This is a genomic window from Streptomyces mabaensis (genome assembly GCF_053763515.1).
The window spans coordinates 121,988-143,145 of sequence record NZ_JBSOPZ010000005.1 but is presented as its reverse complement, the minus strand read 5'-3'; the positions used below and the strand labels follow the sequence as shown (position 1 = coordinate 143,145).

Annotated in this window: 21 protein-coding genes; 14 read left to right on the top strand and 7 right to left on the bottom strand. The window is 70.9% G+C overall.

Annotated features, from left to right (window positions below):
• Nucleotides 1-67: 67 nt before the first annotated feature.
• The 3 genes from sepH to ACWV17_RS06400 form a co-directional block, all read right to left on the bottom strand.
• Nucleotides 68-1,111, bottom strand: coding sequence for a septation protein SepH (gene sepH / locus ACWV17_RS06410; protein ID WP_455356517.1), 1,044 nt, complete (start codon nucleotides 1,109-1,111; stop codon nucleotides 68-70).
• A gap of 378 nt (nucleotides 1,112-1,489) precedes the next feature.
• Nucleotides 1,490-2,815 carry a D-arabinono-1,4-lactone oxidase gene (locus ACWV17_RS06405; RefSeq protein WP_455358834.1) on the bottom strand — a complete coding sequence of 442 codons (1,326 nt, stop codon included), beginning with the start codon at nucleotides 2,813-2,815 and terminating at the stop codon, nucleotides 1,490-1,492.
• Nucleotides 2,769-4,013: an MFS transporter gene (locus tag ACWV17_RS06400; RefSeq protein ID WP_455358833.1), complete on the bottom strand. Its 1,245-nt coding sequence runs from the start codon at nucleotides 4,011-4,013 to the stop codon at nucleotides 2,769-2,771. The genes ACWV17_RS06405 and ACWV17_RS06400 overlap by 47 nt, the downstream gene beginning before the upstream one ends.
• A gap of 128 nt (nucleotides 4,014-4,141) precedes the next feature.
• Here ACWV17_RS06400 and ACWV17_RS06395 point away from each other — a divergent pair, with 128 nt between their 5' ends.
• Nucleotides 4,142-5,278: a ferrochelatase gene (locus tag ACWV17_RS06395; RefSeq protein ID WP_455358832.1), complete on the top strand. Its 1,137-nt coding sequence runs from the start codon at nucleotides 4,142-4,144 to the stop codon at nucleotides 5,276-5,278.
• A gap of 57 nt (nucleotides 5,279-5,335) precedes the next feature.
• A complete protein-coding gene (locus ACWV17_RS06390) occupies nucleotides 5,336-6,136 on the top strand; it encodes an inositol monophosphatase family protein (RefSeq protein ID WP_455356513.1) in 801 nt (266 codons plus the stop codon).
• Nucleotides 6,137-6,216: 80 nt separating this feature from the next.
• Here the strand turns inward: ACWV17_RS06390 and ACWV17_RS06385 are convergent, their stop codons facing one another.
• Nucleotides 6,217-6,384 (bottom strand): hypothetical protein, encoded by a 168-nt coding sequence (locus ACWV17_RS06385; RefSeq protein ID WP_254371363.1) that lies wholly within the window; start codon nucleotides 6,382-6,384, stop codon nucleotides 6,217-6,219.
• 293 nt (nucleotides 6,385-6,677) lie between these two features.
• Here ACWV17_RS06385 and ACWV17_RS06380 point away from each other — a divergent pair, with 293 nt between their 5' ends.
• The 4 genes from ACWV17_RS06380 (at nucleotide 6,678) to ACWV17_RS06365 (ending at nucleotide 10,156) form a co-directional block, all read left to right on the top strand.
• Nucleotides 6,678-7,331: a response regulator transcription factor gene (locus ACWV17_RS06380; protein WP_455356512.1), complete on the top strand. Its 654-nt coding sequence runs from the start codon at nucleotides 6,678-6,680 to the stop codon at nucleotides 7,329-7,331.
• A 5-nt stretch (nucleotides 7,332-7,336) separates the two neighbouring features.
• Nucleotides 7,337-8,578, top strand: coding sequence for a sensor histidine kinase (locus ACWV17_RS06375; RefSeq protein ID WP_455356511.1), 1,242 nt, complete (start codon nucleotides 7,337-7,339; stop codon nucleotides 8,576-8,578).
• Nucleotides 8,579-8,960: 382 nt separating this feature from the next.
• Entirely contained in the window at nucleotides 8,961-9,257 is a 297-nt protein-coding gene (locus tag ACWV17_RS06370; protein ID WP_114662768.1) for a DUF4193 domain-containing protein, read from the top strand.
• Between the two features lie 11 nt (nucleotides 9,258-9,268).
• Nucleotides 9,269-10,156, top strand: a complete 888-nt coding sequence (locus tag ACWV17_RS06365) for a hypothetical protein (RefSeq protein WP_455358831.1) — start codon at nucleotides 9,269-9,271, stop codon at nucleotides 10,154-10,156.
• A 56-nt stretch (nucleotides 10,157-10,212) separates the two neighbouring features.
• Here ACWV17_RS06365 and ACWV17_RS06360 read toward each other — a convergent pair whose 3' ends face one another.
• On the bottom strand, nucleotides 10,213-10,689 hold the full coding sequence (locus ACWV17_RS06360; RefSeq protein WP_455358830.1) for a DUF3093 domain-containing protein: 477 nt from the start codon (nucleotides 10,687-10,689) through the stop codon (nucleotides 10,213-10,215).
• A gap of 58 nt (nucleotides 10,690-10,747) precedes the next feature.
• Between ACWV17_RS06360 and ACWV17_RS06355 the strand changes: the two genes are divergently transcribed.
• The 7 genes from ACWV17_RS06355 to ACWV17_RS06325 all read left to right on the top strand — a co-directional run bounded on the left by ACWV17_RS06355 (nucleotide 10,748) and on the right by ACWV17_RS06325 (nucleotide 17,355).
• Nucleotides 10,748-11,332 (top strand): PaaI family thioesterase, encoded by a 585-nt coding sequence (locus ACWV17_RS06355; RefSeq protein WP_455356508.1) that lies wholly within the window; start codon nucleotides 10,748-10,750, stop codon nucleotides 11,330-11,332.
• Entirely contained in the window at nucleotides 11,332-11,862 is a 531-nt protein-coding gene (dut, locus tag ACWV17_RS06350; protein WP_455356507.1) for a dUTP diphosphatase, read from the top strand. The genes ACWV17_RS06355 and dut overlap by 1 nt, the downstream gene beginning before the upstream one ends.
• A 1-nt stretch (nucleotide 11,863) precedes the next feature.
• On the top strand, nucleotides 11,864-12,643 hold the full coding sequence (locus tag ACWV17_RS06345) for a DUF3710 domain-containing protein (protein ID WP_455356506.1): 780 nt from the start codon (nucleotides 11,864-11,866) through the stop codon (nucleotides 12,641-12,643).
• 221 nt (nucleotides 12,644-12,864) lie between these two features.
• Complete coding sequence (locus tag ACWV17_RS06340) at nucleotides 12,865-15,411, top strand: ATP-binding protein (RefSeq protein ID WP_455358829.1); 2,547 nt, start codon at nucleotides 12,865-12,867, stop codon at nucleotides 15,409-15,411.
• 84 nt (nucleotides 15,412-15,495) lie between these two features.
• A complete protein-coding gene (locus ACWV17_RS06335) occupies nucleotides 15,496-16,182 on the top strand; it encodes a response regulator (RefSeq protein ID WP_455356504.1) in 687 nt (228 codons plus the stop codon).
• 24 nt (nucleotides 16,183-16,206) lie between these two features.
• Entirely contained in the window at nucleotides 16,207-16,614 is a 408-nt protein-coding gene (locus tag ACWV17_RS06330; RefSeq protein WP_455356503.1) for an OB-fold nucleic acid binding domain-containing protein, read from the top strand.
• Between the two features lie 3 nt (nucleotides 16,615-16,617).
• Complete coding sequence (locus tag ACWV17_RS06325) at nucleotides 16,618-17,355, top strand: DUF3159 domain-containing protein (RefSeq protein ID WP_455356502.1); 738 nt, start codon at nucleotides 16,618-16,620, stop codon at nucleotides 17,353-17,355.
• Nucleotides 17,356-17,484: 129 nt separating this feature from the next.
• Here the strand turns inward: ACWV17_RS06325 and ACWV17_RS06320 are convergent, their stop codons facing one another.
• Complete coding sequence (locus ACWV17_RS06320; protein ID WP_455356501.1) at nucleotides 17,485-18,162, bottom strand: potassium channel family protein; 678 nt, start codon at nucleotides 18,160-18,162, stop codon at nucleotides 17,485-17,487.
• Nucleotides 18,159-18,827 (bottom strand): potassium channel family protein, encoded by a 669-nt coding sequence (locus ACWV17_RS06315; RefSeq protein ID WP_455356500.1) that lies wholly within the window; start codon nucleotides 18,825-18,827, stop codon nucleotides 18,159-18,161. The genes ACWV17_RS06320 and ACWV17_RS06315 overlap by 4 nt, the downstream gene beginning before the upstream one ends.
• Nucleotides 18,828-19,038: 211 nt before the next feature.
• On the opposite strand from ACWV17_RS06315, the gene ACWV17_RS06310 reads away from it, so the two are divergent.
• The gene (locus tag ACWV17_RS06310; protein WP_455356499.1) at nucleotides 19,039-21,087 is read left to right on the top strand and encodes an APC family permease; all 2,049 of its coding nucleotides are present in this window, start codon (nucleotides 19,039-19,041) and stop codon (nucleotides 21,085-21,087) included.
• Nucleotides 21,088-21,158 lie beyond the last annotated feature (71 nt).

Below are 21,158 nucleotides of genomic sequence, written 5' to 3'. Positions count from 1 at the left end.
CGCCGCGACGCGGGCCCGTACGTCACACGTACGGGCCCGCGTCGCGTACCGCTACACCGCTACACCGCTACTCCTGCTTCTTGCGCCGCGTGCCGAAGACGATCTCGTCCCAGCTCGGCACGGCAGCCCGCCGACCCGGCCGGACCCCGTCCGCCTCGGCCTGGCGGTCCGTCGTCCCGGTGAGCCGGTCCCGGTGCCCGGCGACCGACCGCGGCATGAGCACGTCCGCGTACGCCGCGCCGGCCCCCGCCGAAGCGGCCGGCGCGGGTGGCTCCTCCGCCTCAGGCTCGGGCTCTTCCTGGTGCGGATCCGATGGCACCGGGCGCTCCGGGACGACCAGGTCGCCGCGGAAGCTCGGTACCGCCTCCAGCAGGCTGGTCAGCGAGTCCCGCTCCTCCTCCGGCTCCGGCGGCGCGGCGGGGGAGGGGATGGAGGGCCGCTCCAACTGGCGGTCGAGCGCGCGGTCCAGCGGCCGGTCCCTGGGCAGCCGGGCGATCCGCGGCACGAACGGGAAGCTGGGCTCGGGCGCGACCGCGATGTCGTCGGACTCGCCGATCAGCGAACGCGCCTCGTCGTCGACGGCCTGGACGAGCCGCCGGGGCGGGTCGTACGTCCAGCTCGCCGAGTGCGGTTCGCCCGCGACCCGGTACACCAGCAGGACTTCCCAGGTGCCGTCGTCGCGGCGCCACGAGTCCCACTGCACGGTGTCCTTGTCGGCGCCGCGCAGCAGCAACCGCTCCTGCACCGCCTCGCCGAGCTGCGGACCGGTGTTCTCACCGGGACGGCGTACGGGAGTCTTCCGGGCCCGCTCGGCCATGAAGGCGCGCTCCGCCAGCACGGGGCCCTCGAAGCGCCGTACGCGGTCGACCGGGATGCCGGCGAGCTGGGCGACTTCCTCCGCCGAGGCACCTGCCCGTATGCGCGCCTGGATGTCGCGGGGGCGGAGGTGGCTTTCCACCTCGATCTCGATCTGACCGAGGCGGGCGCGATCGTTGCGTACGGCCGCGCGCAGCCGTTCGTCGATCGGAAGCGTGTACTCCGTGCTGTCCGCAGCCTTGAGCACCAGTCGTGTGCCGTCATTGGAGACGGCCACGACACGCAGTTCGGGCATGGGGACCTCCCGGGTGGTGCCTGCCGACGTCACGTGCGTCGCTGCTTCCGCTAGTCGAGTGTGGCCTGCCCGGGTGCAGCCTGCCACAACCTTGCCGAGTTGCCCGGCGTGTCGGGCGTGGGCCCTGGATCGCCGTTATGGCACGGTTACCTGTTTGCCACGGAAAGTGACGATCGGTCACTCTGTGCAGCAGGCGCCCGTGCGGTGCCGCGGCGCCGCCGGATCGAGTGCCACGTTCGGCCCCCTCCCTGAGGTCGGACATCCGTGAGGAAGACCGGACCCAGGGCTCGCCACAGTACTCCATTCGGGCCACCTGGGTGGACCGGCACGCCGCCCGACTTTTCCGCAGGCCCGCTCCCCGGCGATGCTGACGAGAAGTCAGGCGCCGAGCACCCGCCGCAGATAGGCGTTGCCGAACCGCCGCTCGGGGTCCAGCCGGTCCCGGAGCGCGGTGAATTCACCGAACCGCGGGTACACGCCGGCGAGGTACTCCGCGTCGCGCGTGTGCAGCTTGCCCCAGTGCGGCCGGCCCTGGTGCGCTGTCATGATCCGCTCGACCGCGGTGAAGTACGCCTGGTACGGGGTGCCCCGGTACATGTGCACGGCGATGTACGCGGTCTCCCGGCCGGCCGCCGTCGACAGCGCGATGTCGTCCGCCGGGGCGGTCCGGACCTCCACCGGGAAGCTGATCCGCAGGCCCGAGCGCTCCACCATCGCCTTCACCTCGCGCAGCGCCCCGATCGCGGCCTCGCGCGGAACGGCGTACTCCATTTCCATGAAGCGCACCCGGCGCGGGCTGGTGAAGACCTTGTACGGGATGTCGGTGTACGTACGGGCGGACAGGGCGCGGCTGGACACCTTGGCGACGGCGGGGATCGTCGCGGGCACCGCGCGGCCCAGCGAACAGACCACCTGGAAGAGGCCGTTGGAGAGGAACTCGTCCTCGATCCAGCCGGCGACCGGCGAGGGCGGGGCGGCCGGGCCCGCGCTGCGGTTGTTGCGCTTGGTGTTGCAGTTGCCGGTGTGCGGGAACCAGTAGAACTCGAAGTGCTCGTTCTCCGCGACGTGTCCGTCGAATTCGTCGGTGACCCGGTCGAAGGTCATCGGCTCCTCGCGGGCCGTCAGCAGGAAGACCGGCTCCACGGCGAAGGTGATCGCGGTGACGATGCCCAGGGCGCCCAGCCCGATCCGGGCGGCCGCGAAGACGTCCGGATTCTCCTTCTCCGAACAGATCAGCACCGATCCGTCGGCCGTCACCAGCTCCAGCGCCGTGATCTGGGCGGCTATCGAGGCCGAGTCACGGCCGGTGCCGTGGGTTCCGGTGCTGGTCGCGCCGGCGACCGTCTGCTCCATGATGTCGCCCATGTTCGTGAGCGACAGGCCCTCCCGGGCCAGCGCCACGTTCAGCCGCTTCAGCGGGGTGCCCGCCTCGACCGTCACCGTGCCGGCCGTGCGGTCGATGTTCCGGATACCGGTGAGCAGATCGGGGCGTACCAGCAGGCCGTTCGTCGCGGCGGTCGCGGTGAAGGAGTGGCCGCTGCCGACCGCCTTCACCTGCAGGCCGTCCTCGGCCGCGCCGCGGACGGCTTCGGCGAGCTCCTCGACCGAGGCGGGGGAGACCTCGCGCACCGGCCGGGCGGTCACGTTTCCCGCCCAGTTACGCCACGCGCTCTTCGTCCCGCTCGTCCCGCTCGTCCCGTTCATCGGTCCCCTCCGATTTCAGCGGCCTGTTGAGCCGGCGGTACCCGAGGAACGCCACCGCGGCCGCGAGCACTCCCGCTGCCGCCGACACCAGGTACCCGGCCCGCGCCCCGGCGGCGTCGATCACCCAGCCGGCGGCCGACGAGCCGAGCGCGATCCCGACCGCGAGCCCGGTGCCCACCCAGGTCATGCCCTCGGTCAGATTCGCGCGTGGTACATGCTGCTCGATCAGGCCCATGGTGGTCACCATCGTCGGTGCGACGGCAAGGCCCGCGACAAAGAGCGCCACGGCCAGGAACGGCAGGCTCCCGGCCAGTTGGAGGGGGATCATACTCACGGCCATCGCACAGACGCCCAGCAGCCACCTGCGCTCGGTCGACCCCTTCAGGTGCAGCAGCCCGAAGACCACGCCCGCGAGACACGAGCCGAGCGCGTACACGGCCAGCACCACGCTCGCCGCCGCCTTGTGGCCCTGCTCCTCTGCGAAGGCTACGGTCACCACGTCGACCGACCCGAAGATCGTGCCCGTGGCCACAAAGGTGGCCACGAGTACCTGCAGGCCCGGAGAGCGCAGCGCCGAGCCCTTGGTGTGGTGCTCCCTGGGCTGCGGCACCGGTTCGGTTGACCGCTGGGCGGTCAGCAGGAAGACGCCGGCGAGCAGGAACAGGCCGGCCACCAGCGGGCCGGCCTCGGGGAACCACACCGTGGAGAGTCCGATGGCGGCGATCGGGCCGAAGATGAAGCACGCCTCGTCGATGACGGACTCGAAGGCGTAGGCCGTGTGCAGCTCGCGGGGCGAGCCCCGGTAGATCTCCGCCCAGCGGGCCCGGACCATCGATCCCACGCTCGGCACACAGCCGACACCGGCCGAGAAGACGAACAGGGTCCACTCCGGCAGCTTCTGCTGCGCACAGACCAGCAGGCCGGCCACGGCCGCGACGGAGACCAACGTGGCGGGGCGCAGCACGCGGCGCTGGCCGTGCCGGTCCACCAGCCGGGATATCTGGGGGCCGAGGGCGGCGGCGGAGAGGGCCACCGTGGCCGAGAGGGCGCCGGCGAGCCCGTACCGTCCGGTGAGCTGCGAGATCATCGTCACGATGCCGATGCCCATCATGGACAGGGGCATCCGGCCGATGAAGCCGGCGGCCGAGAACGCCTTGGCGCCGGGGGCGGCGAAGATCGCGCGGTAGGGACTGGGCAAGAGGCGCTCCGGTAAGGGATGTGTGTGGCCGATACAGCTTACGTCCGGCGGCCACCGGCGAATACCGCGATCGGCCGGGGGCCGTGGCGGGTTATCGCCCGTCAGACGCGGGTGGCAGGATCGGAGGTATGCCCGATCAGCTCGCTGCAGCCCCTTACGACGCCCTCCTGCTGCTGTCCTTCGGCGGCCCCGAAGGCCCGGACGACGTGGTCCCGTTCCTGGAGAACGTCACCCGCGGCCGGGGCATCCCGCGTGAGCGGCTCCAGGAGGTCGGCCGGCACTACTACCTCTTCGACGGGGTCAGCCCGATCAACGACCAGAACCGGCAGCTGCTGGACGCCCTCCGCAAGGACTTCGCCGAACACGGCCTGGACCTGCCGGTCTACTGGGGCAACCGCAACTGGGCGCCCTACCTGACCGACACGCTGCGCGAGATGGTCGCGGACGGCCGCCGACGCATCGCCGTACTGGCCACCAGCGCGTACGCGTCGTACTCCGGCTGCCGGCAGTACCGCGAGAACCTCGCGGTCGCGCTCGCCACGCTGGAGGGCGAAGGCCTGGAACTGCCCCGCGTCGACAAGCTCCGGCACTACTTCAACCATCCCGGCTTCGTACGCCCGATGATCGACGGCGTGCTCGCCTCGCTGGCTGCGCTGCCCGAGGACGTACGGGCCGGCGCCCACCTCGCCTTCACCACCCACTCCATCCCCGACGCGGCCGCCGACTCCTCCGGTCCGGCGGAGGCGCACACCGGGGGCGGGGAGGGCGGCGCGTATGTCGCGCAGCACCTGGACGTCGCACGGGTGATCGCCGAGGAGGTCCGTACCGAGACCGGCATCGAGCACCCCTGGCAGCTCGTCTACCAGTCGCGCAGTGGCGCCGCGCACATCCCGTGGCTGGAGCCCGACATCTGCGACCACCTCGAAGCGCTGCACGGCGCCGGGGCACCCGCGGTCGTGATGGTCCCCATCGGCTTCGTCTCGGACCACATGGAGGTCCTGTACGACCTGGACACCGAAGCCACCGCGAAGGCCGCCGAGCTGGGCCTGCCCGTCGCCCGCTCGGCGACCGTCGGCGCGGACCCGCGCTTCGCCGGGGCGGTACGGGACCTGCTGCTGGAGCGCGCGGCGAGCGAGCGGGGGCGCACGCCGGAGCGCTGCGCGCTGGGGGCGCTCGGCCCGAGCCACGACCTCTGCCCGGTCGGCTGCTGCCCGGCCCGGGCGGCCAGGCCCGCCGCGGCGGGCGCCGACAGCCCGTACGCGTAGGGCCTGCCCGACCCTGGACGCCCACCCGGCGTCCACGCCCAACGTCCGAGGAGCACCGTGACCGACCCGCTGCTGTCCGAACTGCTGGACCTCGCCCTGGAGGCCGCCCGCCGCGCCGGGGAACTGCTGCGCGACGGCCGCCCCGCCGACCTGGGCGTGGCCGCCACCAAGTCCAGCCCCATCGATGTCGTCACCGAGATGGACATCGCGGCCGAGAAGCTGATCACCGGTCTTCTCACGGAGCGCCGCCCCGACGACGGCCTCCTCGGCGAGGAGGGCGCGAACGTCGTCGGCAGCAGCGGGATCCGCTGGGTCGTCGATCCGCTCGACGGCACGGTCAACTACCTGTACGGGCTGCCGACCTGGGCCGTCTCCATCGCCGCCGAGCGCGACGGCGAGACCCTGGTGGGCGTCGTCGCGGTGCCGATGCGCGGCGAGACGTACCACGCGGTGCGCGGCGGCGGCGCGTACGCCGACGGGCGGGCGCTGCGGTGCCGCCCCGCCCCGCCGCTGGACCAGGCGCTGGTGTCCACCGGCTTCAACTACGTGACCGCGGTCCGCACCCATCAGGCGGACGTGGCGCAGCGCCTGATTCCGCGGCTGCGCGACATCCGGCGCGGCGGTTCGGCGGCGGTCGACCTGTGCGACGTCGCGGCCGGCCGGCTCGACGGCTACTACGAGCGGGGCCTCGCCCCCTGGGACCTGGCGGCCGGCGAGCTGATCGCCCGCGAGGCGGGCGCCCGGACCGGCGGCCGCCCGGGCGACCGGCCGTCCGGCGACCTGACGGTGGCGGCGTCACCGGGCGTCTTCGAACCGCTGCAGGCGCTGCTGGAGGAGTTCGGCGCCTGGCACGACTAGGCCCCGGAGTGTGTGAGGGGGCCCCGGCACCGTCCCGCGGTGCCGGGGCCCCCTCACATGTCTACGACCGGCCGGCCGCGCTACGCGGCCGCGACTTTCACTCCGTGCTCGGCGGCGAGGCGATGCAGATCGTCCAGCTCTGCCTGCTCGACCTCCGCGAGGAAGTCGTCGCCCGTTTCGCGAGCCCGCGTGAGGTCCGATTCCGTGGTCCTTATGCGCTGCAGAAGTCCTGCGGTGAATGCGTCCATGGTGCGCCCCCTCGTCGTGGGTCGGTGGCACGGGGGTGTGCCGACGGCGGGTGGATCACCCTGGAACAGGTCGTGGCACGGCACGCACAGGGGGTGATCTCGGGTGTGCAGTCGTCCTCCCCTGCGCCCGCGCCGGAGAAACCTCATCAGAGCCAGGAATCCTCGATTCCTCCGCTGCCGGTCCACGGAGGGCCGTCTTACAGCCGGTTTACGGCCGAAAGGGGCAGGATGGAAGCGCTCAGTGAGCGAACCAATCACTCCTGCCCCGACGGGCTCAGAGGAAGGACAGCGCCGTGCGCGTACTCGTCGTCGAGGACGAGCAGCTGCTCGCCGATGCGGTGGCCACCGGACTGCGCCGGGAGGCCATGGCCGTCGACGTCGTGTACGACGGCGCCGCCGCCCTGGAGCGGATCGGCGTCAACGACTACGACGTCGTGGTGCTCGACCGCGACCTCCCGCTGGTCCACGGCGACGACGTGTGCCGCAAGATCGTGGAACTCGGCATGCCGACCCGCGTCCTGATGCTCACCGCCTCCGGCGATGTCAGCGACCGGGTGGAGGGCCTGGAGATCGGCGCGGACGACTATCTGCCCAAGCCCTTCGCGTTCAGCGAGCTCACCGCCCGGGTGCGCGCGCTCGGCCGCCGGACGACCGTCGCTCTGCCGCCCGTACTGGAGCGGGCCGGTATCAAGCTGGACCCCAACCGCCGGGAGGTCTTCCGGGACGGCAAGGAGGTGCAGCTGGCGCCCAAGGAGTTCGCGGTGCTGGAGGTGCTGATGCGCAGCGAGGGGACGGTGGTGTCGGCGGAGCAGCTGCTGGAGAAGGCCTGGGACGAGAACACCGACCCGTTCACCAACGTCGTACGCGTGACCGTGATGACGCTGCGCCGCAAGCTCGGCGAGCCTCCGGTCATCGTCACGGTCCCCGGCTCCGGATACCGGATCTGACCGGGATGGCGACGACTCCCGCGCCGCCCGCGGCGCCCCCGAAACCGACCTGGGACCCCAGGCAGCCGGAAAACACCTTCCCCTGGCTGAGACCAACGATCCGGATACGGCTCACGCTGTTGTACGGCGGCATGTTCCTGATCGCCGGCATTCTGCTGCTCTCGATCATCTACCTGCTGGCGGCGCAGGCGCTGCACGTGGGCAGTGAACCGCCGTTCAAGATCATTGGTGGTCGGGAGGTCCAGGTTTCGAGCACGATGTGCCCCGGGATCGCCGGAGGCAGCAAAGAGGAGTTCAACAACGCGATGCAGGCCTGCATCGACCTTCAGCGTCAGCGGGCCCTCGACGATCTCCTCAGCCGCTCGCTGCTCGCGCTGCTCGGCCTCAGCGTCATCGCCTTCGCCTTCGGCTACGCGATGGCCGGCCGTGTCCTCTCGCCGCTCGGCAAGATCACCCGTACCGCCCGCCGGGTGGCCGGGACCGACCTGACCCGGCGGATTGAGCTGGACGGGCCGGACGACGAGCTCAAGGAGCTGGCGGACACCTTCGACGAGATGCTCGACCGGCTGGAGCGCGCCTTCACCGCCCAGCAGCGCTTCGTCGGGAACGCCTCCCACGAGCTGCGCACGCCGCTCGCGATCAACCGCACCCTGCTGGAGGTGCACCTCTCCGACCCCGGAGCGCCCGTCGAGCTGCACCAGCTCGGCAAGACCCTGCTGGCCACGAACGAGCGCAGTGAGCAGCTGGTCGAGGGCCTGCTGCTGCTCGCCCGCAGCGACAACCAGATCATCGAGCGGAAACCGGTCGACCTCGCCGAGGTCGCCTCGCACGCCCTCGACCAGACCCGGGCGGAGGCGGACGCGAAGGACGTGGAGATCCGCGGGGAACGTGCGCGCGCCATCGTGCAGGGCAACGGCGTCCTGCTGGAGCGGATCGCGCTGAACCTGGTGCAGAACGCGGTCCGCTACAACATCCCCGAGGGCGGCTGGGTCGACGTGACCACCGAGGCGCAGCACGGCCAAGCGGTGCTGGTGGTCTCGAACACCGGACCAGTGGTTCCCGCGTACGAGATCGACAACCTCTTCGAGCCGTTCAGGCGCCTGCGTACCGAGCGCACGGGCAGTGACAAGGGGGTCGGACTCGGCCTGTCGATCGCGCGCTCGGTGGCGCGTGCCCACGGGGGCCGTATCATCGCGGAGCCGCGGGAGGGTGGCGGGCTCGTCATGCGGGTCACCCTTCCCATCTGAGATGCTGCCTGGTGTTCGCTTTGCGCGGAATTTTCGGGACCTGTTCCCGGAGATTTCCTGTGTGATCGATCACAGAGGTGCATTTCAGGCCATCCACTCTCCGTGAGCGGGAGATCGGTCGGAAAGCCGGGAACGTCCGGGTTTCCCGGCCCCCTGATCACGGGAAGTACACGGGGTGACGCCCGTACAGTGCACCATCCGGACCGTGTACGGTCCGATCGCCATCCATGCCGATCACCTCTTCAGGGGTGCGGATGGGTGTCGATTGAGTAACAGACCTTGATGTGAGGCAAAATCTCCGCCTCGGGTCGGGCACAAGTCCGGCCTCTCATGCGTTACGTGCGCTGAGACACCGCAAACACCCAGAGGGGGAGAGCGCGACATGGCAACGGACTACGACACCCCACGCAAGACCGACGACGACGTCGATTCGGACAGCCTTGAGGAACTGAAGGCCCGCCGGAACGACAAGTCGACCTCGGCTGTCGACGTCGACGAGTTCGAGCAGGCCGAGGGCCTTGAGCTGCCCGGAGCGGACCTTTCCAACGAGGAGCTCTCCGTTCGGGTGCTGCCTCGCCAGGCCGACGAGTTCACCTGCATGAGCTGCTTCCTGGTGCACCACAGGAGCCAGCTGGCCCGCGAGAAGAACGGTCAGCCCATCTGCCGCGACTGCGATTAGGCAGGCCGGCCGTGGCAGGCTCGAAACTGCCCCGGAGGCGTCGCTTCCGGAGGCAGGGCGCACCGGAGGCCCACGAGGGCGGCACAGGCCCGGCTGAGGGCCTTGGCGTCCCGGCCGCGCCCTCCGCCGGGCTGCCGTCGGTCACGGGGGACGACGAGGAGCCCCGGCGGAAGTCCGGGGCTCGTCGGCTGGGAGCCGTGCGGCACGGCGTCCGCAGGGGAGGAGCGCAGGCCAGGGCGGGCCTCGCCCACCTCGCCGACCGGATCATCGAGATCGCCCCGCGGGTCCCCGTCCGGGATCTGCGTACCCTGCGCAGACAGTTCCCGGGCCTCGGGCCCGAGGAGATCGCGGACAAGCTCATCGCGGGCGCCGCGAACGGCACGTCCACCATCGGAGCGGGAATCGGTGCGGCGGCCATGCTGCCCGTACCGCCCGCGATGCCCGCCGAGCTGGCGGCCGAGGTCACCGGAGTCGCGGCGATCGAGCTGAAGCTCATCGCCGAGCTCCACGAGGTGTACGGGCAGCGCGCGCCCGGCACCCTCAAGCAGCGCGGCGTCGCCTACCTCACCGCCTGGACGGAGGAGCGGGGCATCGACGTGACCAAGCCGACGACGCTGAACGCGGCGCTCGGCGGCCGGGTGAAACGCGAGCTGCGCCAGCAGATCATGAAGCGCACGATGCGCAATCTTCCGAACCTGATGCCGTTCATGATCGGAGCGACCGTGGGCGCCGTGATGAACCGGCGCGACACCAGGAAGCTCGCCGAGAAGGTCCGCAAGGACCTGCGCAGCCGCCAGGTCCCGTGGGACGCGCTGCCCGACCTGCCCCCGCTGGAACAGCCCGAGACGCTGCCCGCGGAACTCCCGCCGGATCTCCGCAAGGAGATCGAGGAGGGGTAAGGGGTGGGGGAGGGGCTGTCCGGCGGGTCTTGGCCGGGCCCCGCGTGGTTCGGAGTCTATTCGGCGTCCGCGCGCCGGCCCGCTCCGACGGCCGTGAGCGCCGCGGCCAGTGCCTCCGGCTCGCGGGTGGACAGATAGACGTACGGCGTCGGGTCCTCGGGGTCCGTCACCTCGATCCGGACCGCGGTCGGGACATAGCCGCGCAGCAGCATGAACGCGCGCGGATCGGCCCGGTGCGTGCGCCAGGCGCGCGCTTCCTCCGCGTCCAGCACCTGCGGCTCCCCGAGCGCCGAGACCGGGATCCGGGCGTCTCCCGCGACGAGCGAGTCGGGCAGCACCCGGATCCGCGCGGAGCCGTAACCGCTCACCGCGGCCGCGGCGAGAGCCGTACCGCCGATCAGCCCGCCGAGCAGCGGCAGCCCACCGAGCGGTACCAGCATCAGCGCGCAGGAGAGACCTACGAGGGCGGCGATGAGCCACCACGAACGGGGGGCGGTCAGACGTTCGTCATAGGGCGGGGCGGCAGGCTGCATGGAACCAAGCTTGGCACGGCGCGACCCGCCCCCACCCGCGCGGGTAAGGTCTGCGCCTGTGAGTGGACGAACTACAGCGCTGACGCCCCCCGCCGATGCCACGGCTCCCGTACGGCACCCGGATGCACCGGCCCCCGGTGAGCTCCTCGGCGCGCACTACGCGCACTGCTTCGGCTGCGGCGACGCCCAGCCGCACGGACTGCACCTGGCTGCGCGCGCCGGCGACGGTGTGAGCGTCACCGCCGAGTTCACGGTGAAGCCCGCCCACCAGGGCGCGCCGGGCCTGGCGCACGGCGGAGTGCTGGCGACGGCGCTCGACGAGACGCTCGGCTCGCTGAACTGGCTGCTGCGCGTGATCGCGGTGACCGGCCGGCTGGAGACCGACTTCGTACGGCCCGTGCCCGTGGACACCGTGCTGCACCTGGAGGCCGAGGTCACCGCGGTGGCCGGCCGCAAGATCTACTCCTCCGCCGTCGGCCGGATAGGCGGCCCCGAGGGGGCCGTCGCGGTACGTGCCGACGCCCTGTTCATCGAGGTCAAGGTCGACCACTTCATCGACAACGGCCGGCCCGAGGAGATCCAGGCGGCCATGGCCGACCCGGACCAGGTCCGGCGCGCCCGTGCCTTCGAGGTGAACCCCTGATGCGTGACTCCAGGCAGCCCGTCGACGTACTGATCCGCCGTGTCGACCCCGAGGTCCCCGTCCCCTCGTACGGGCATCCGGGCGACGCGGGAGCGGACCTGGTGACCACCGAGGCCGCCGAGCTCGCCCCCGGCGAGCGGGCCGTACTGCCCACCGGCGTCTCCATCGCCCTGCCGGACGGCTACGCGGCCTTCGTTCACCCGCGGTCCGGGCTCGCCGCGCGCTGCGGCGTCGCCCTCGTGAATGCCCCGGGGACGGTGGATGCCGGGTACCGTGGAGAGATCAAGGTGATCGTGGTCAATCTCGACCCGCGTGAGACCGTGCGGTTCGAGCGTTTCGACCGGATTGCCCAACTGGTCGTCCAGCAGGTCGAGAAGGTGCGCTTCCACGAGGTCGCGGAGCTTCCCGGATCGGCGCGGGCCGAGGGGGGCTTCGGGTCCACCGGCGGTCATGCCGCCGTGGACACAGCCAACGGGCAACAGGGTGGGAATAGATACGCGTCGGTCGTATCCGACCGGGAAGGACAGTGACGTGTTCGGACGTCGCAAGAAGAGCGGTTCCGCTGAGGACGCAGCGGGCGAGGCCGAGCAGGTCGTCGACGGCGTCTCCGGTGACGAACTGGACGACGAGGAGCTTGCTGAGAGCGAGCCGCGCAGGGTGAACCTGCCCCCGGCCCCCCGGCCGGACGGTCCGTGGGACGTCTCCGAGGTCTCCGAGCCCGGCGAGGGCCGGGTGGATCTCGGCGGGCTGTTCGTGCCCGGAGTCGAGGGCATGGAACTCCGGGTCGAGGTCGCGGGCGACGCGATCGTCGCGGCGACGGTCGTCCTGCGCGACAGCGCCGTACAGCTGCAGGCCTTCGCGGCACCCAAGAAGGAAGGCATCTGGGGTGAGGTACGCGAGGAGATCGCGTCCGGCATCACCCAGCAGGGCGGCGTCATCGACGAGGTCGAGGGGCCGCTGGGCTGGGAGTTGCGTGCCCAGGTGCCCGTCCAGCTGCCGAACGGGACCAATGGCGTCCAGCTGGTGCGTTTCATCGGTGTCGACGGACCGCGCTGGTTCCTGCGCGGAGTGATCTCCGGGCAGGGTGCGGTGCAGCCGGAGGCCGCCGGGCTGCTGGAGCAGATCTTCCGGGACACGGTCGTCGTACGCGGCGAGGGCCCGATGGCTCCGCGCGACCCGATCGTCCTCAAGCTGCCCAACGACGCGCAGATGGTGCCCGAGGGCGTCCAGCAGGAGGACCAGGAGGGCTCCCGCTTCTCCGGTGGCATGGGGCAGCTCCAGCGCGGCCCCGAGATCACCGAGGTGCGCTGACCGGACATCGTCGAAAGGCCGGTGGCCCGCACCCCTCCCGGGGTGCGGGCCACCGGCCTATTCGCAGGTCGGCGACGTGTCCAGGGGGGCCGCAGCGCCGGCCCCCGCATCAGAATCGTGTCAATACCCGCGTGAGACCGTCGGCCCCGTCCGATTCGCCCGGATCATGGGCCGTAGGGTCGGTACAGCGCACGCAGCTGTAGCGGGAAGACAATGAGGCCATGGGACGCGGCACACTGCGGATATATCTGGGCGCCGCACCGGGCGTCGGCAAGACGTACGCGATGCTCTCCGAGGCACACCGCAGGGTGGAGCGGGGTACGGACTGTGTCGTCGCCTTCGTCGAGCACCACGACAGGCCGCGCACCGAGGTCATGCTGCACGGCCTCGAACAGCTCGGGCGCCGGACGCTCGAATACCGCGGAACCACGTTCACGGAAATGGACGTGGACGCGGTCCTGGAGCGCTGGCCCGCCGTCGCCCTCGTGGACGAACTCGCGCACACCAACGTGCCCGGCTCCCGCAACGTCAAGCGCTGGCAGGACGTCGAGGAACTGCTGCGGGCCGGTATCGACGTCGTCTCCACCGTCAACATCCAGCACCTGGAATCGCTGGGCGACGTGGTCGAGTCGATCACCGGCGTACGTCAGCGCGAGACCGTCCCCGACGAGGTGGTCCGCCGGGCCGACCAGATCGAACTTGTCGACATGTCGCCACAGGCGCTGCGTCGCCGGATGGCCCACGGCAACATCTACACGGCGGACAAGGTCGACGCGGCCCTGTCCAACTACTTCCGCCCCGGCAACCTCACCGCCCTGCGCGAGCTCGCCCTGCTCTGGGTCGCCGACCGGGTCGACGAGTACCTCCAGCAGTACCGCGGCGAGCACAACATCCGCTCGACCTGGCAGGCCCGCGAGCGCATCGTCGTGGGCCTGACCGGCGGTCCCGAGGGGCGTACGCTCATCCGCCGGGCCTCCCGTATGGCGGCCAAGGGCTCGGGCAGCGAGATCCTGGCCGTCTACATCGCCCGCAGCGACGGACTCACCTCGGCCTCGCCCAAGGAGCTGGCCGTCCAGCGGACCCTGGTCGAGGACCTCGGCGGCACGTTCCACCATGTCATCGGCGACGACGTGCCCAGCGCCCTGCTCGCCTTCGCCCGCGGCGTCAACGCCACCCAGATCGTCCTCGGCTCCAGCCGCCGCAAGACCTGGCAGTACATGTTCGGCCCCGGCGTCGGCGCGACCGTCGCCCGCGACTCCGGTCCGGATCTGGACGTCCACATCGTCACCCACGACGAGGTCGCCAGGGGCCGCGGACTCCCGGTGGCGCGTGGCGCGCGGCTCGGCCGCTCCCGGATCGTCTCGGGCTGGCTGGCCGGGGTGGCCGGCCCGGCCCTGCTCGCGCTGCTGCTGACCCACGTGGACGCCGACCTCGGCCTCGCCAACGACATGCTGCTGTTCCTGTCGCTGACGGTTGCCGCCGCCCTGCTCGGCGGGCTGCTGCCGGCCCTGGCCTCCGCGGCCTTCGGTTCGCTGCTGCTGAACTACTTCTTCACCCCGCCGCTGCACCGCCTCACGATCGCCGACCCGCGCAACATCGTCGCCATCGTGATCTTCGTGTCGGTCGCCGTCGCGGTGGCCTCCGTGGTGGACCTGGCCGCCCGGCGTACCCAACAGGCCGCCCGGCTGCGCGCGGAGTCCGAGATACTCTCCTTCCTCGCCGGCAGCGTGCTGCGCGGTGAGACCGCCCTCGACGCGCTGCTGGAGCGGGTCCGCGAGACCTTCGCCATGGAGTCGGTGGCCCTGCTGGAACGCGCTGGTGACGTGGATCCGTGGACCCGCGCGGGCAGCGTGGGGCCCAGGCCCGTCAGCCGCCCGGAGGACGCGGATGTGGACATGCCGATCGGCGACCACATGGCCCTGGCTCTCTCCGGCCGCGTCCTGCCGGCCGAGGACCGCCGCGTGCTGGGCGCCTTCGCCGCGCAGGCAGCCGTCGTACTCGACCGCCAGCGCCTGGTCGGCGAGGCCGAGGAGGCCCGCCGGCTCGCCGAGGGCAACCGCATCCGCACCGCCCTGCTGGCCGCGGTCAGCCACGACCTCCGCACCCCGCTGGCCGCCATCAAGGCCGCCGTCTCCTCGCTGCGCTCCGACGACGTCGCCTGGTCCGAGGAGGACGAGGCGGAGCTGCTCGAAGGCATCGAGGACGGCGCGGACCGCCTCGACCACCTGGTCGGGAACCTGCTCGACATGTCCCGGCTGCAGACCGGCACCGTGCTGCCGGTGATCCGCGAGACCGGTCTCGACGAGGTGGTCCCGATGGCCCTCGCCGGCGTACCCGACGACAGCGTCGAGCTGGACATCCCCGAGTCGCTGCCCATGGTGGCGGTCGACCGCGGCCTGCTGGAGCGCGCCGTCGCCAACATCGTCGAGAACGCGGTCAAGTACAGCCCCGGCGCCACGGTTGTCACTGTGGCCGCGAGCATGCTCGGCGACCGGGTCGAGCTACGGGTCGTGGACCGCGGCCCGGGCGTCCCGGACGACGGCAAGGAGCGGATCTTCGAGCCCTTCCAGCGCTACGGTGACGCGCCGCGCGGCGCCGGGGTCGGGCTCGGACTCGCCGTGGCCCGGGGCTTCGTCGAGGCCATGGGCGGCAGGCTGGCCGCCGAGGACACCCCCGGCGGAGGTCTGACGATGGTCCTCACGCTCCGGGCCGTGGCGGGGCCCGGCCCCGTCCGCACCCCCGGCCTCCCCGCCCGGGTGACCTCGTGAACCTCGTGAGCCGTACGTGCCTCGCGCATGACCCCTGTATGACATGAACCCCTGTATGACCCGCAGACAGAAAGCAGGCCCCGGATGACCAGGGTGCTCGTGGTGGACGACGAGCCGCAGATCGTACGCGCCCTCGTGATCAACCTGAAGGCGCGCCAGTACGAGGTGGACGCGGCCCCGGACGGCGCGACCGCCCTTCAGGTCGCCGCCGCCCGCCACCCCGACGTGATCGTCCTCGACCTGGGCCTGCCCGACATGGACGGCGTCGAGGTGATCAAGGGGCTGCGCGGCTGGACCCGGGTCCCCATCCTGGTGCTCTCCGCCCGCCAGACCTCCGACGAGAAGGTCGAGGCGCTCGACGCGGGAGCCGACGACTATGTCACCAAGCCGTTCGGCATGGACGAGCTGCTGGCCCGGCTGCGGGCAGCGGTCCGCCGAGCCGAGCCCGTCGGCGCGGCCGACGACGAGGTGGTCGTGGAGACCGAGGGGTTCACCGTCGATCTGGCCGCCAAGAAGGTCAACCGCGCGGGCCGCGACGTACGCCTGACCCCCACCGAGTGGCACCTGCTGGAGGTACTGGTCCGCAACCCCGGCCGGCTGGTCAGCCAGAAGCAGCTGCTCCAGGAGGTCTGGGGGCCCTCGTACGGCACCGAGACCAACTACCTGCGGGTCTACATGGCGCAGCTGCGCCGCAAGCTCGAGGCCGACCCCTCGCACCCGCGGCATTTCATCACCGAGCCAGGAATGGGATACCGCTTCGAACGCTCCTGAACCCGGCCCCGGTAGGCTTCATGTATGAGTGCTGTACCTCGTTCCGAGAAGCCGGTGAAGCCGGCAGGCCGCTTCCGCAGGATGATCGAGCGGCTGTCCACCTCGCAGGAGGATCTGCACTCCGCGGAACTCCAGGAGGACGCGGAGGCCGCCGGGTGTACGCGGATCTGTGACTGCCATGACCGCCAGATAGTCAAGGTGACTGGTACCTTGCGCACGGTCACCCTGCGGCCGCGGGCCGGTGTGCCGGCTCTGGAGGCGGAGCTGTTCGACGGCTCCGCCGCCCTGGACGTGGTCTGGCTCGGCCGCCGCGCCATCGTGGGGATAGAGCCGGGCCGGCGAATGATCGCGTCCGGCCGGATCTCCATGAGCCACGGACGCCGGGTGCTGTTCAATCCCAAGTACGAACTGCGACCGCTCGGACAGGAGTAGCCGGTGGCGTCTCTCGACAAGCCGACCACGACCGGACAGGACAGCGAGGCCGGGGGCGAGGCGAAAGCCGTCACCGAAGCCGCCCTGTTCGAGGCCTTCGGCGGGGTCCGGGGCCTGGTGGAGACCGTTCTCCCCGGCCTGCTGTTCGTGACCATCTTCACGATCAACAAGGATCTGCACCTCTCGGCCATCGCGGCCCTGGCAGTCTCCCTGGTGCTCGTCGCCGTACGCCTGATCCGCAGGGACACCGTCAAGCACGCCTTCAGCGGCGTCTTCGGGGTCGCCTTCGGTGTGGTCTTCGCGATGATGACCGGCAACGCCAAGGACTTCTATCTGCCCGGCATGCTCTACACGCTCGGCCTGGGCCTCGCGTACATCATCACCTCGATCGCGGGCGTCCCGCTGATCGGGCTGATCCTGGGCCCGGTGTTCAAGGAGAACCTCTCCTGGCGCACCCGGAACCCGGGCCGCAAGAAGGCCTACACCAAGGCCAGCTGGGCCTGGGGCCTGATCCTGCTCGCCAAGTGCGCGATCCTCTTCCCGCTCTACTGGTGGGCGGACACCGAGCAGCTGGGCTGGGTGCTCGTGACGCTGAAGATCCCGCCGTTCCTGCTGGCGGTCTACCTCACCTGGGTCTTCCTGGCCAAGGCGCCGCCGCCCATCGACGTCTTCGCGGAGATGGAGGCGCAGGAGCGGGCCGAGAAGGAGCGCAAGGCGGCGGCGCAGCGCGGCGAGGTCTGAATCCGGGCGCCGAGTCCGGGCGCTGAGTCCGGGCGGCCACCGAACGCCGAAGGGCCCGGGAAACCGTTTCGGTTTCCCGGGCCCTTCGCGTGCTCGCGTGGTGCGCTGCGACCTGTGTGCGTACCGCCGTCAGCCGGACGAGTCGGCGTGGCGCGCCGACAGCAGGTCCTCCAGCTGCTCCTCGCGCGCCTGCGCGGCCACGAACAGCAGCTCGTCACCCGGCTCCAGGGTCTCCTCGCCGTGCGGCGTGAGCACCCGGCTGCCGCGGATGATCGTGACCAGCGAGGTGTCCTCCGGCCAGGCCACATCGCCGATCTGAGTGCCGGCCAATGTCGACTCCGGCGGCAGGGTCAGCTCGACGAGGTTCGCGTCGCCGTGGCTGAAGCGCAGCAGCCGTACGAGATCACCGACGCTCACCGCCTCCTCGACCAGGGCCGACATCAGGCGCGGCGTGGAGACCGCGACATCGACGCCCCAGGACTCGTTGAACAGCCACTCGTTCTTGGGGTTGTTGACCCGGGCCACGACCCGCGGCACCCCGTACTCCGTCTTGGCGAGCAGCGAGACGACCAGGTTCACCTTGTCGTCGCCGGTCGCCGCGATCACGACATTGCAGCGCTGCAGCGCGGCCTCGTCCAGCGAGGTGATCTCACAGGCGTCGGCCAGCAGCCACTCGGCCTGCGGCACCCGCTCCACCGAGATGGCGGTCGGCGCCTTGTCGATGAGGAGAACCTCGTGCCCGTTCTCCAGCAGTTCACCCGCGATGGAACGGCCCACCGCACCGGCCCCGGCGATCGCGACCCTCATGCGTGTGCCTCCTCGGGCCCTTCGGCGAACGCCGCCTCGACCTTCTCGATCTCGTCGGTGCGCATCATGACGTGCACCAGGTCGCCCTCCTGCAGCACCGTCTGGGACGTGGGCAGAATCGCCTCGCCCAGCCGGGTGAGGAACGCGACGCGTACGCCCGTCTCGTCCTGGATCTTGCTGACCTTGTGGCCGATCCAGGCGGGGGCGGTGTGCACCTCGGCGAGCTGGACGCCGCCGCTCGGGTCGCGCCACAGCGGCTCGGCGCCCGCCGGCAGCAGCCGGCGCAGCATCTGGTCGGCCGTCCAGCGGACGGTGGCGACGGTCGGGATGCCGAGGCGCTGGTAGACCTCGGCGCGACGGGGATCGTAGATCCGGGCCGCGACGTTCTCGACGCCGAACATCTCGCGGGCCACCCGGGCCGCGATGATGTTGGAGTTGTCGCCGCTGCTCACGGCGGCGAACGCCCCGGCGTCCTCGATGCCGGCCTCACGCAGCGTGTCCTGGTCGAAGCCGACGCCGGTGACGCGGCGGCCGCCGAAGCCCGAGCCCAGCCGGCGGAAGGCGGTGGGGTCCTGGTCGACGACAGCGACCGTGTGGCCCTGCTGCTCCAGGGTCTGCGCGAGAGCGGATCCCACTCTTCCGCAGCCCATGATGACGATGTGCACGCCCGTCCTTCCGGCTGTCAACAGTTCTGGCCCAAGTCGTGTCAGGTTTAACAGGGTCTCAGACCGTCGCCCAAGCTACACACGCGCGGTCGCGCCCGGCAGCCCCTGTGGTGTGGAGGTGCGGTACGAGCGTGCGGTACGAGCGCGAGATTCCGCGGGGGCGGGGGTGGTGGGTGGGCGCCGTTCATATCGAACGCATACGATCCTCTCCGTGTCCAAACTGACCGACGTGCCCAAACGGATCCTGATCGGCCGGGCGCTGCGCAGCGACCGCCTGGGAGAAACCCTCCTTCCCAAGCGTGTCGCGCTCCCCGTCTTCGCGTCCGACCCGCTCTCCTCCGTCGCGTACGCGCCCGGGGAAGTCCTCCTCGTGCTCTCCATCGCGGGTGTGTCGGCCTACCACTTCAGCCCGTGGATCGCGGCGGCGGTCGTGGTGCTGATGTTCACCGTGGTGGCTTCGTACCGGCAGAACGTGCACGCCTACCCGAGCGGCGGCGGCGACTACGAGGTCGCCAACACCAACCTCGGGCCCAAGTCCGGCCTGACCGTCGCCAGTGCGCTGCTCGTCGACTACGTCCTCACGGTCGCCGTGTCGATCTCGTCGGGAGTCGAGAACCTGGGCTCCGCCATCCACTTCGTCGTGGAGCACAAGGTCCTCTGCGCCATCGGGATCATCGTTCTCCTGACGCTGATGAACCTGCGCGGCGTGAAGGAGTCGGGCAAGCTCTTCGCCATCCCCACCTACGTCTTCGTGGTCGCTGTCTTCACCATGGTCGCCTGGGGCGCCTTCCGGGGCCTGGTCCTCGACGACACCATGAAGGCCCCGACCGCCGACTTCACCATCAAGGCCGAGGAGCAGGGGCTGGCCGGCATCGCGCTGGTCTTCCTGCTGCTGCGGGCCTTCTCCTCCGGCTGTGCGGCGCTCACCGGCGTGGAGGCGATCAGCAACGGTGTCCCCGCGTTCCGCAAGCCGAAGAGCAAGAACGCCGCCACCACCCTGCTCCTCATGGGCGCCCTCGCGACGACCATGTTCTGCGGCATCATCGGCCTGGCCATGGCCACCGATGTGAAGATGGCCGAGAAGCCCGCCCACGACCTGCTGCAGAACGGCGTCCCGGTTGGCAGCGAATACGTCCAGGACCCGGTGATCTCGCAGGTCGCAGCTGCCGTCTTCGGCGAGGGAACGTTCTTCTTCGTGCTGCTCGCCGCCGCCACCGCGCTGGTCCTCTTCCTGGCCGCCAACACCGCGTACAACGGCTTCCCGCTGCTCGGCTCGATCCTGGCGCAGGACCGCTACCTGCCGCGCCAGCTGCACACCCGCGGCGACCGGCTGGCCTTCTCCAACGGCATCGTGCTGCTCGCCGGCGCGGCCATCCTGCTGGTCTGGCTGTACGAGGCCGACTCGACCAAGCTGATCCAGCTCTACATCGTCGGCGTCTTCGTGTCCTTCACGCTCAGCCAGACCGGCATGGTCCGGCACTGGAACCGGCACCTGAAGACCGAGCGGGACCCGGCCGCACGCCGCCGCATGATCCGCTCCCGCGCGATCAACACCTTCGGCGCCTTCTTCACCGGCCTGGTGCTCGTGGTCGTCCTGGCCACCAAGTTCACGCACGGTGCCTGGGTCGCCCTGCTGGGCATGGTGATCTTCTACGGGACGATGACCGCGATCCGTAAGCACTACGACCGGGTGGCCGAGGAGATCGCCGCCGCCGAGGGCCCGTCCGACGACAGCGTGCGCCCCTCCCGCGTCCACTCCATCGTCCTGGTCTCCAAGGTCCACAAGCCGACGCTGCGCGCGCTCGCGTTCGCCAAGCTGACCCGCTCCGACACGCTGGAAGCGCTCAGCATCATGGTCGATCCGGCCGAGACCAAGGCCCTCAAGGCCGAGTGGGAGCGGCGCGCCATCAATGTGCCGCTGAAGATCCTCGACTCGCCGTACCGCGAGGTCACGCGGCCGGTCGTGGAGTACGTGAAGGGCCTGCGCAGCGAGAACCCGCGCGACGCGGTCAGTGTCTACATCCCGGAGTACGTGGTCGGCCGCTGGTACGAGCACCTGCTGCACAACCAGAGCGCGCTGCGGCTCAAGGGCCGGCTGCTGTTCACCCCGGGCGTGATGGTGACCTCGGTGCCGTACCAGCTGGAGTCCTCGGAGCTGGCGAAGAAGCGGGCCAAGAAGCGCCAGGAGTGGAACGCTCCCGGGTCGGTGCGCCGCGGGCCGGTGGACCAGCGGCCCAAGGAGCCGAGCGGCAAGAGCTGAGGCCTGCGTACCTGCTTGTGGTGAACGGCCGGACATCGCCCACGTAGACTGGTGGGTCGTTGTCCGGCCGT

Excerpts from the sequence above, each read along its gene's own strand:
- sepH (WP_455356517.1), bottom strand. The coding sequence starts at position 1,111 with ATGCCCGAACTGCGTGTCGTGGCCGTCTCCAATGACGGCACACGACTG.
- ACWV17_RS06405 (WP_455358834.1), bottom strand. The coding sequence starts at position 2,815 with ATGAACGGGACGAGCGGGACGAGCGGGACGAAGAGCGCGTGGCGTAAC.
- ACWV17_RS06395 (WP_455358832.1), top strand. The coding sequence starts at position 4,142 with ATGCCCGATCAGCTCGCTGCAGCCCCTTACGACGCCCTCCTGCTGCTG.
- ACWV17_RS06385 (WP_254371363.1), bottom strand. The coding sequence starts at position 6,384 with ATGGACGCATTCACCGCAGGACTTCTGCAGCGCATAAGGACCACGGAA.
- ACWV17_RS06375 (WP_455356511.1), top strand. The coding sequence starts at position 7,337 with ATGGCGACGACTCCCGCGCCGCCCGCGGCGCCCCCGAAACCGACCTGG.
- ACWV17_RS06370 (WP_114662768.1), top strand. The coding sequence starts at position 8,961 with ATGGCAACGGACTACGACACCCCACGCAAGACCGACGACGACGTCGAT.
- ACWV17_RS06360 (WP_455358830.1), bottom strand. The coding sequence starts at position 10,689 with ATGCAGCCTGCCGCCCCGCCCTATGACGAACGTCTGACCGCCCCCCGT.
- dut (WP_455356507.1), top strand. The coding sequence starts at position 11,332 with ATGCGTGACTCCAGGCAGCCCGTCGACGTACTGATCCGCCGTGTCGAC.
- ACWV17_RS06340 (WP_455358829.1), top strand. The coding sequence starts at position 12,865 with ATGGGACGCGGCACACTGCGGATATATCTGGGCGCCGCACCGGGCGTC.
- ACWV17_RS06335 (WP_455356504.1), top strand. The coding sequence starts at position 15,496 with ATGACCAGGGTGCTCGTGGTGGACGACGAGCCGCAGATCGTACGCGCC.
- ACWV17_RS06330 (WP_455356503.1), top strand. The coding sequence starts at position 16,207 with ATGAGTGCTGTACCTCGTTCCGAGAAGCCGGTGAAGCCGGCAGGCCGC.
- ACWV17_RS06320 (WP_455356501.1), bottom strand. The coding sequence starts at position 18,162 with ATGAGGGTCGCGATCGCCGGGGCCGGTGCGGTGGGCCGTTCCATCGCG.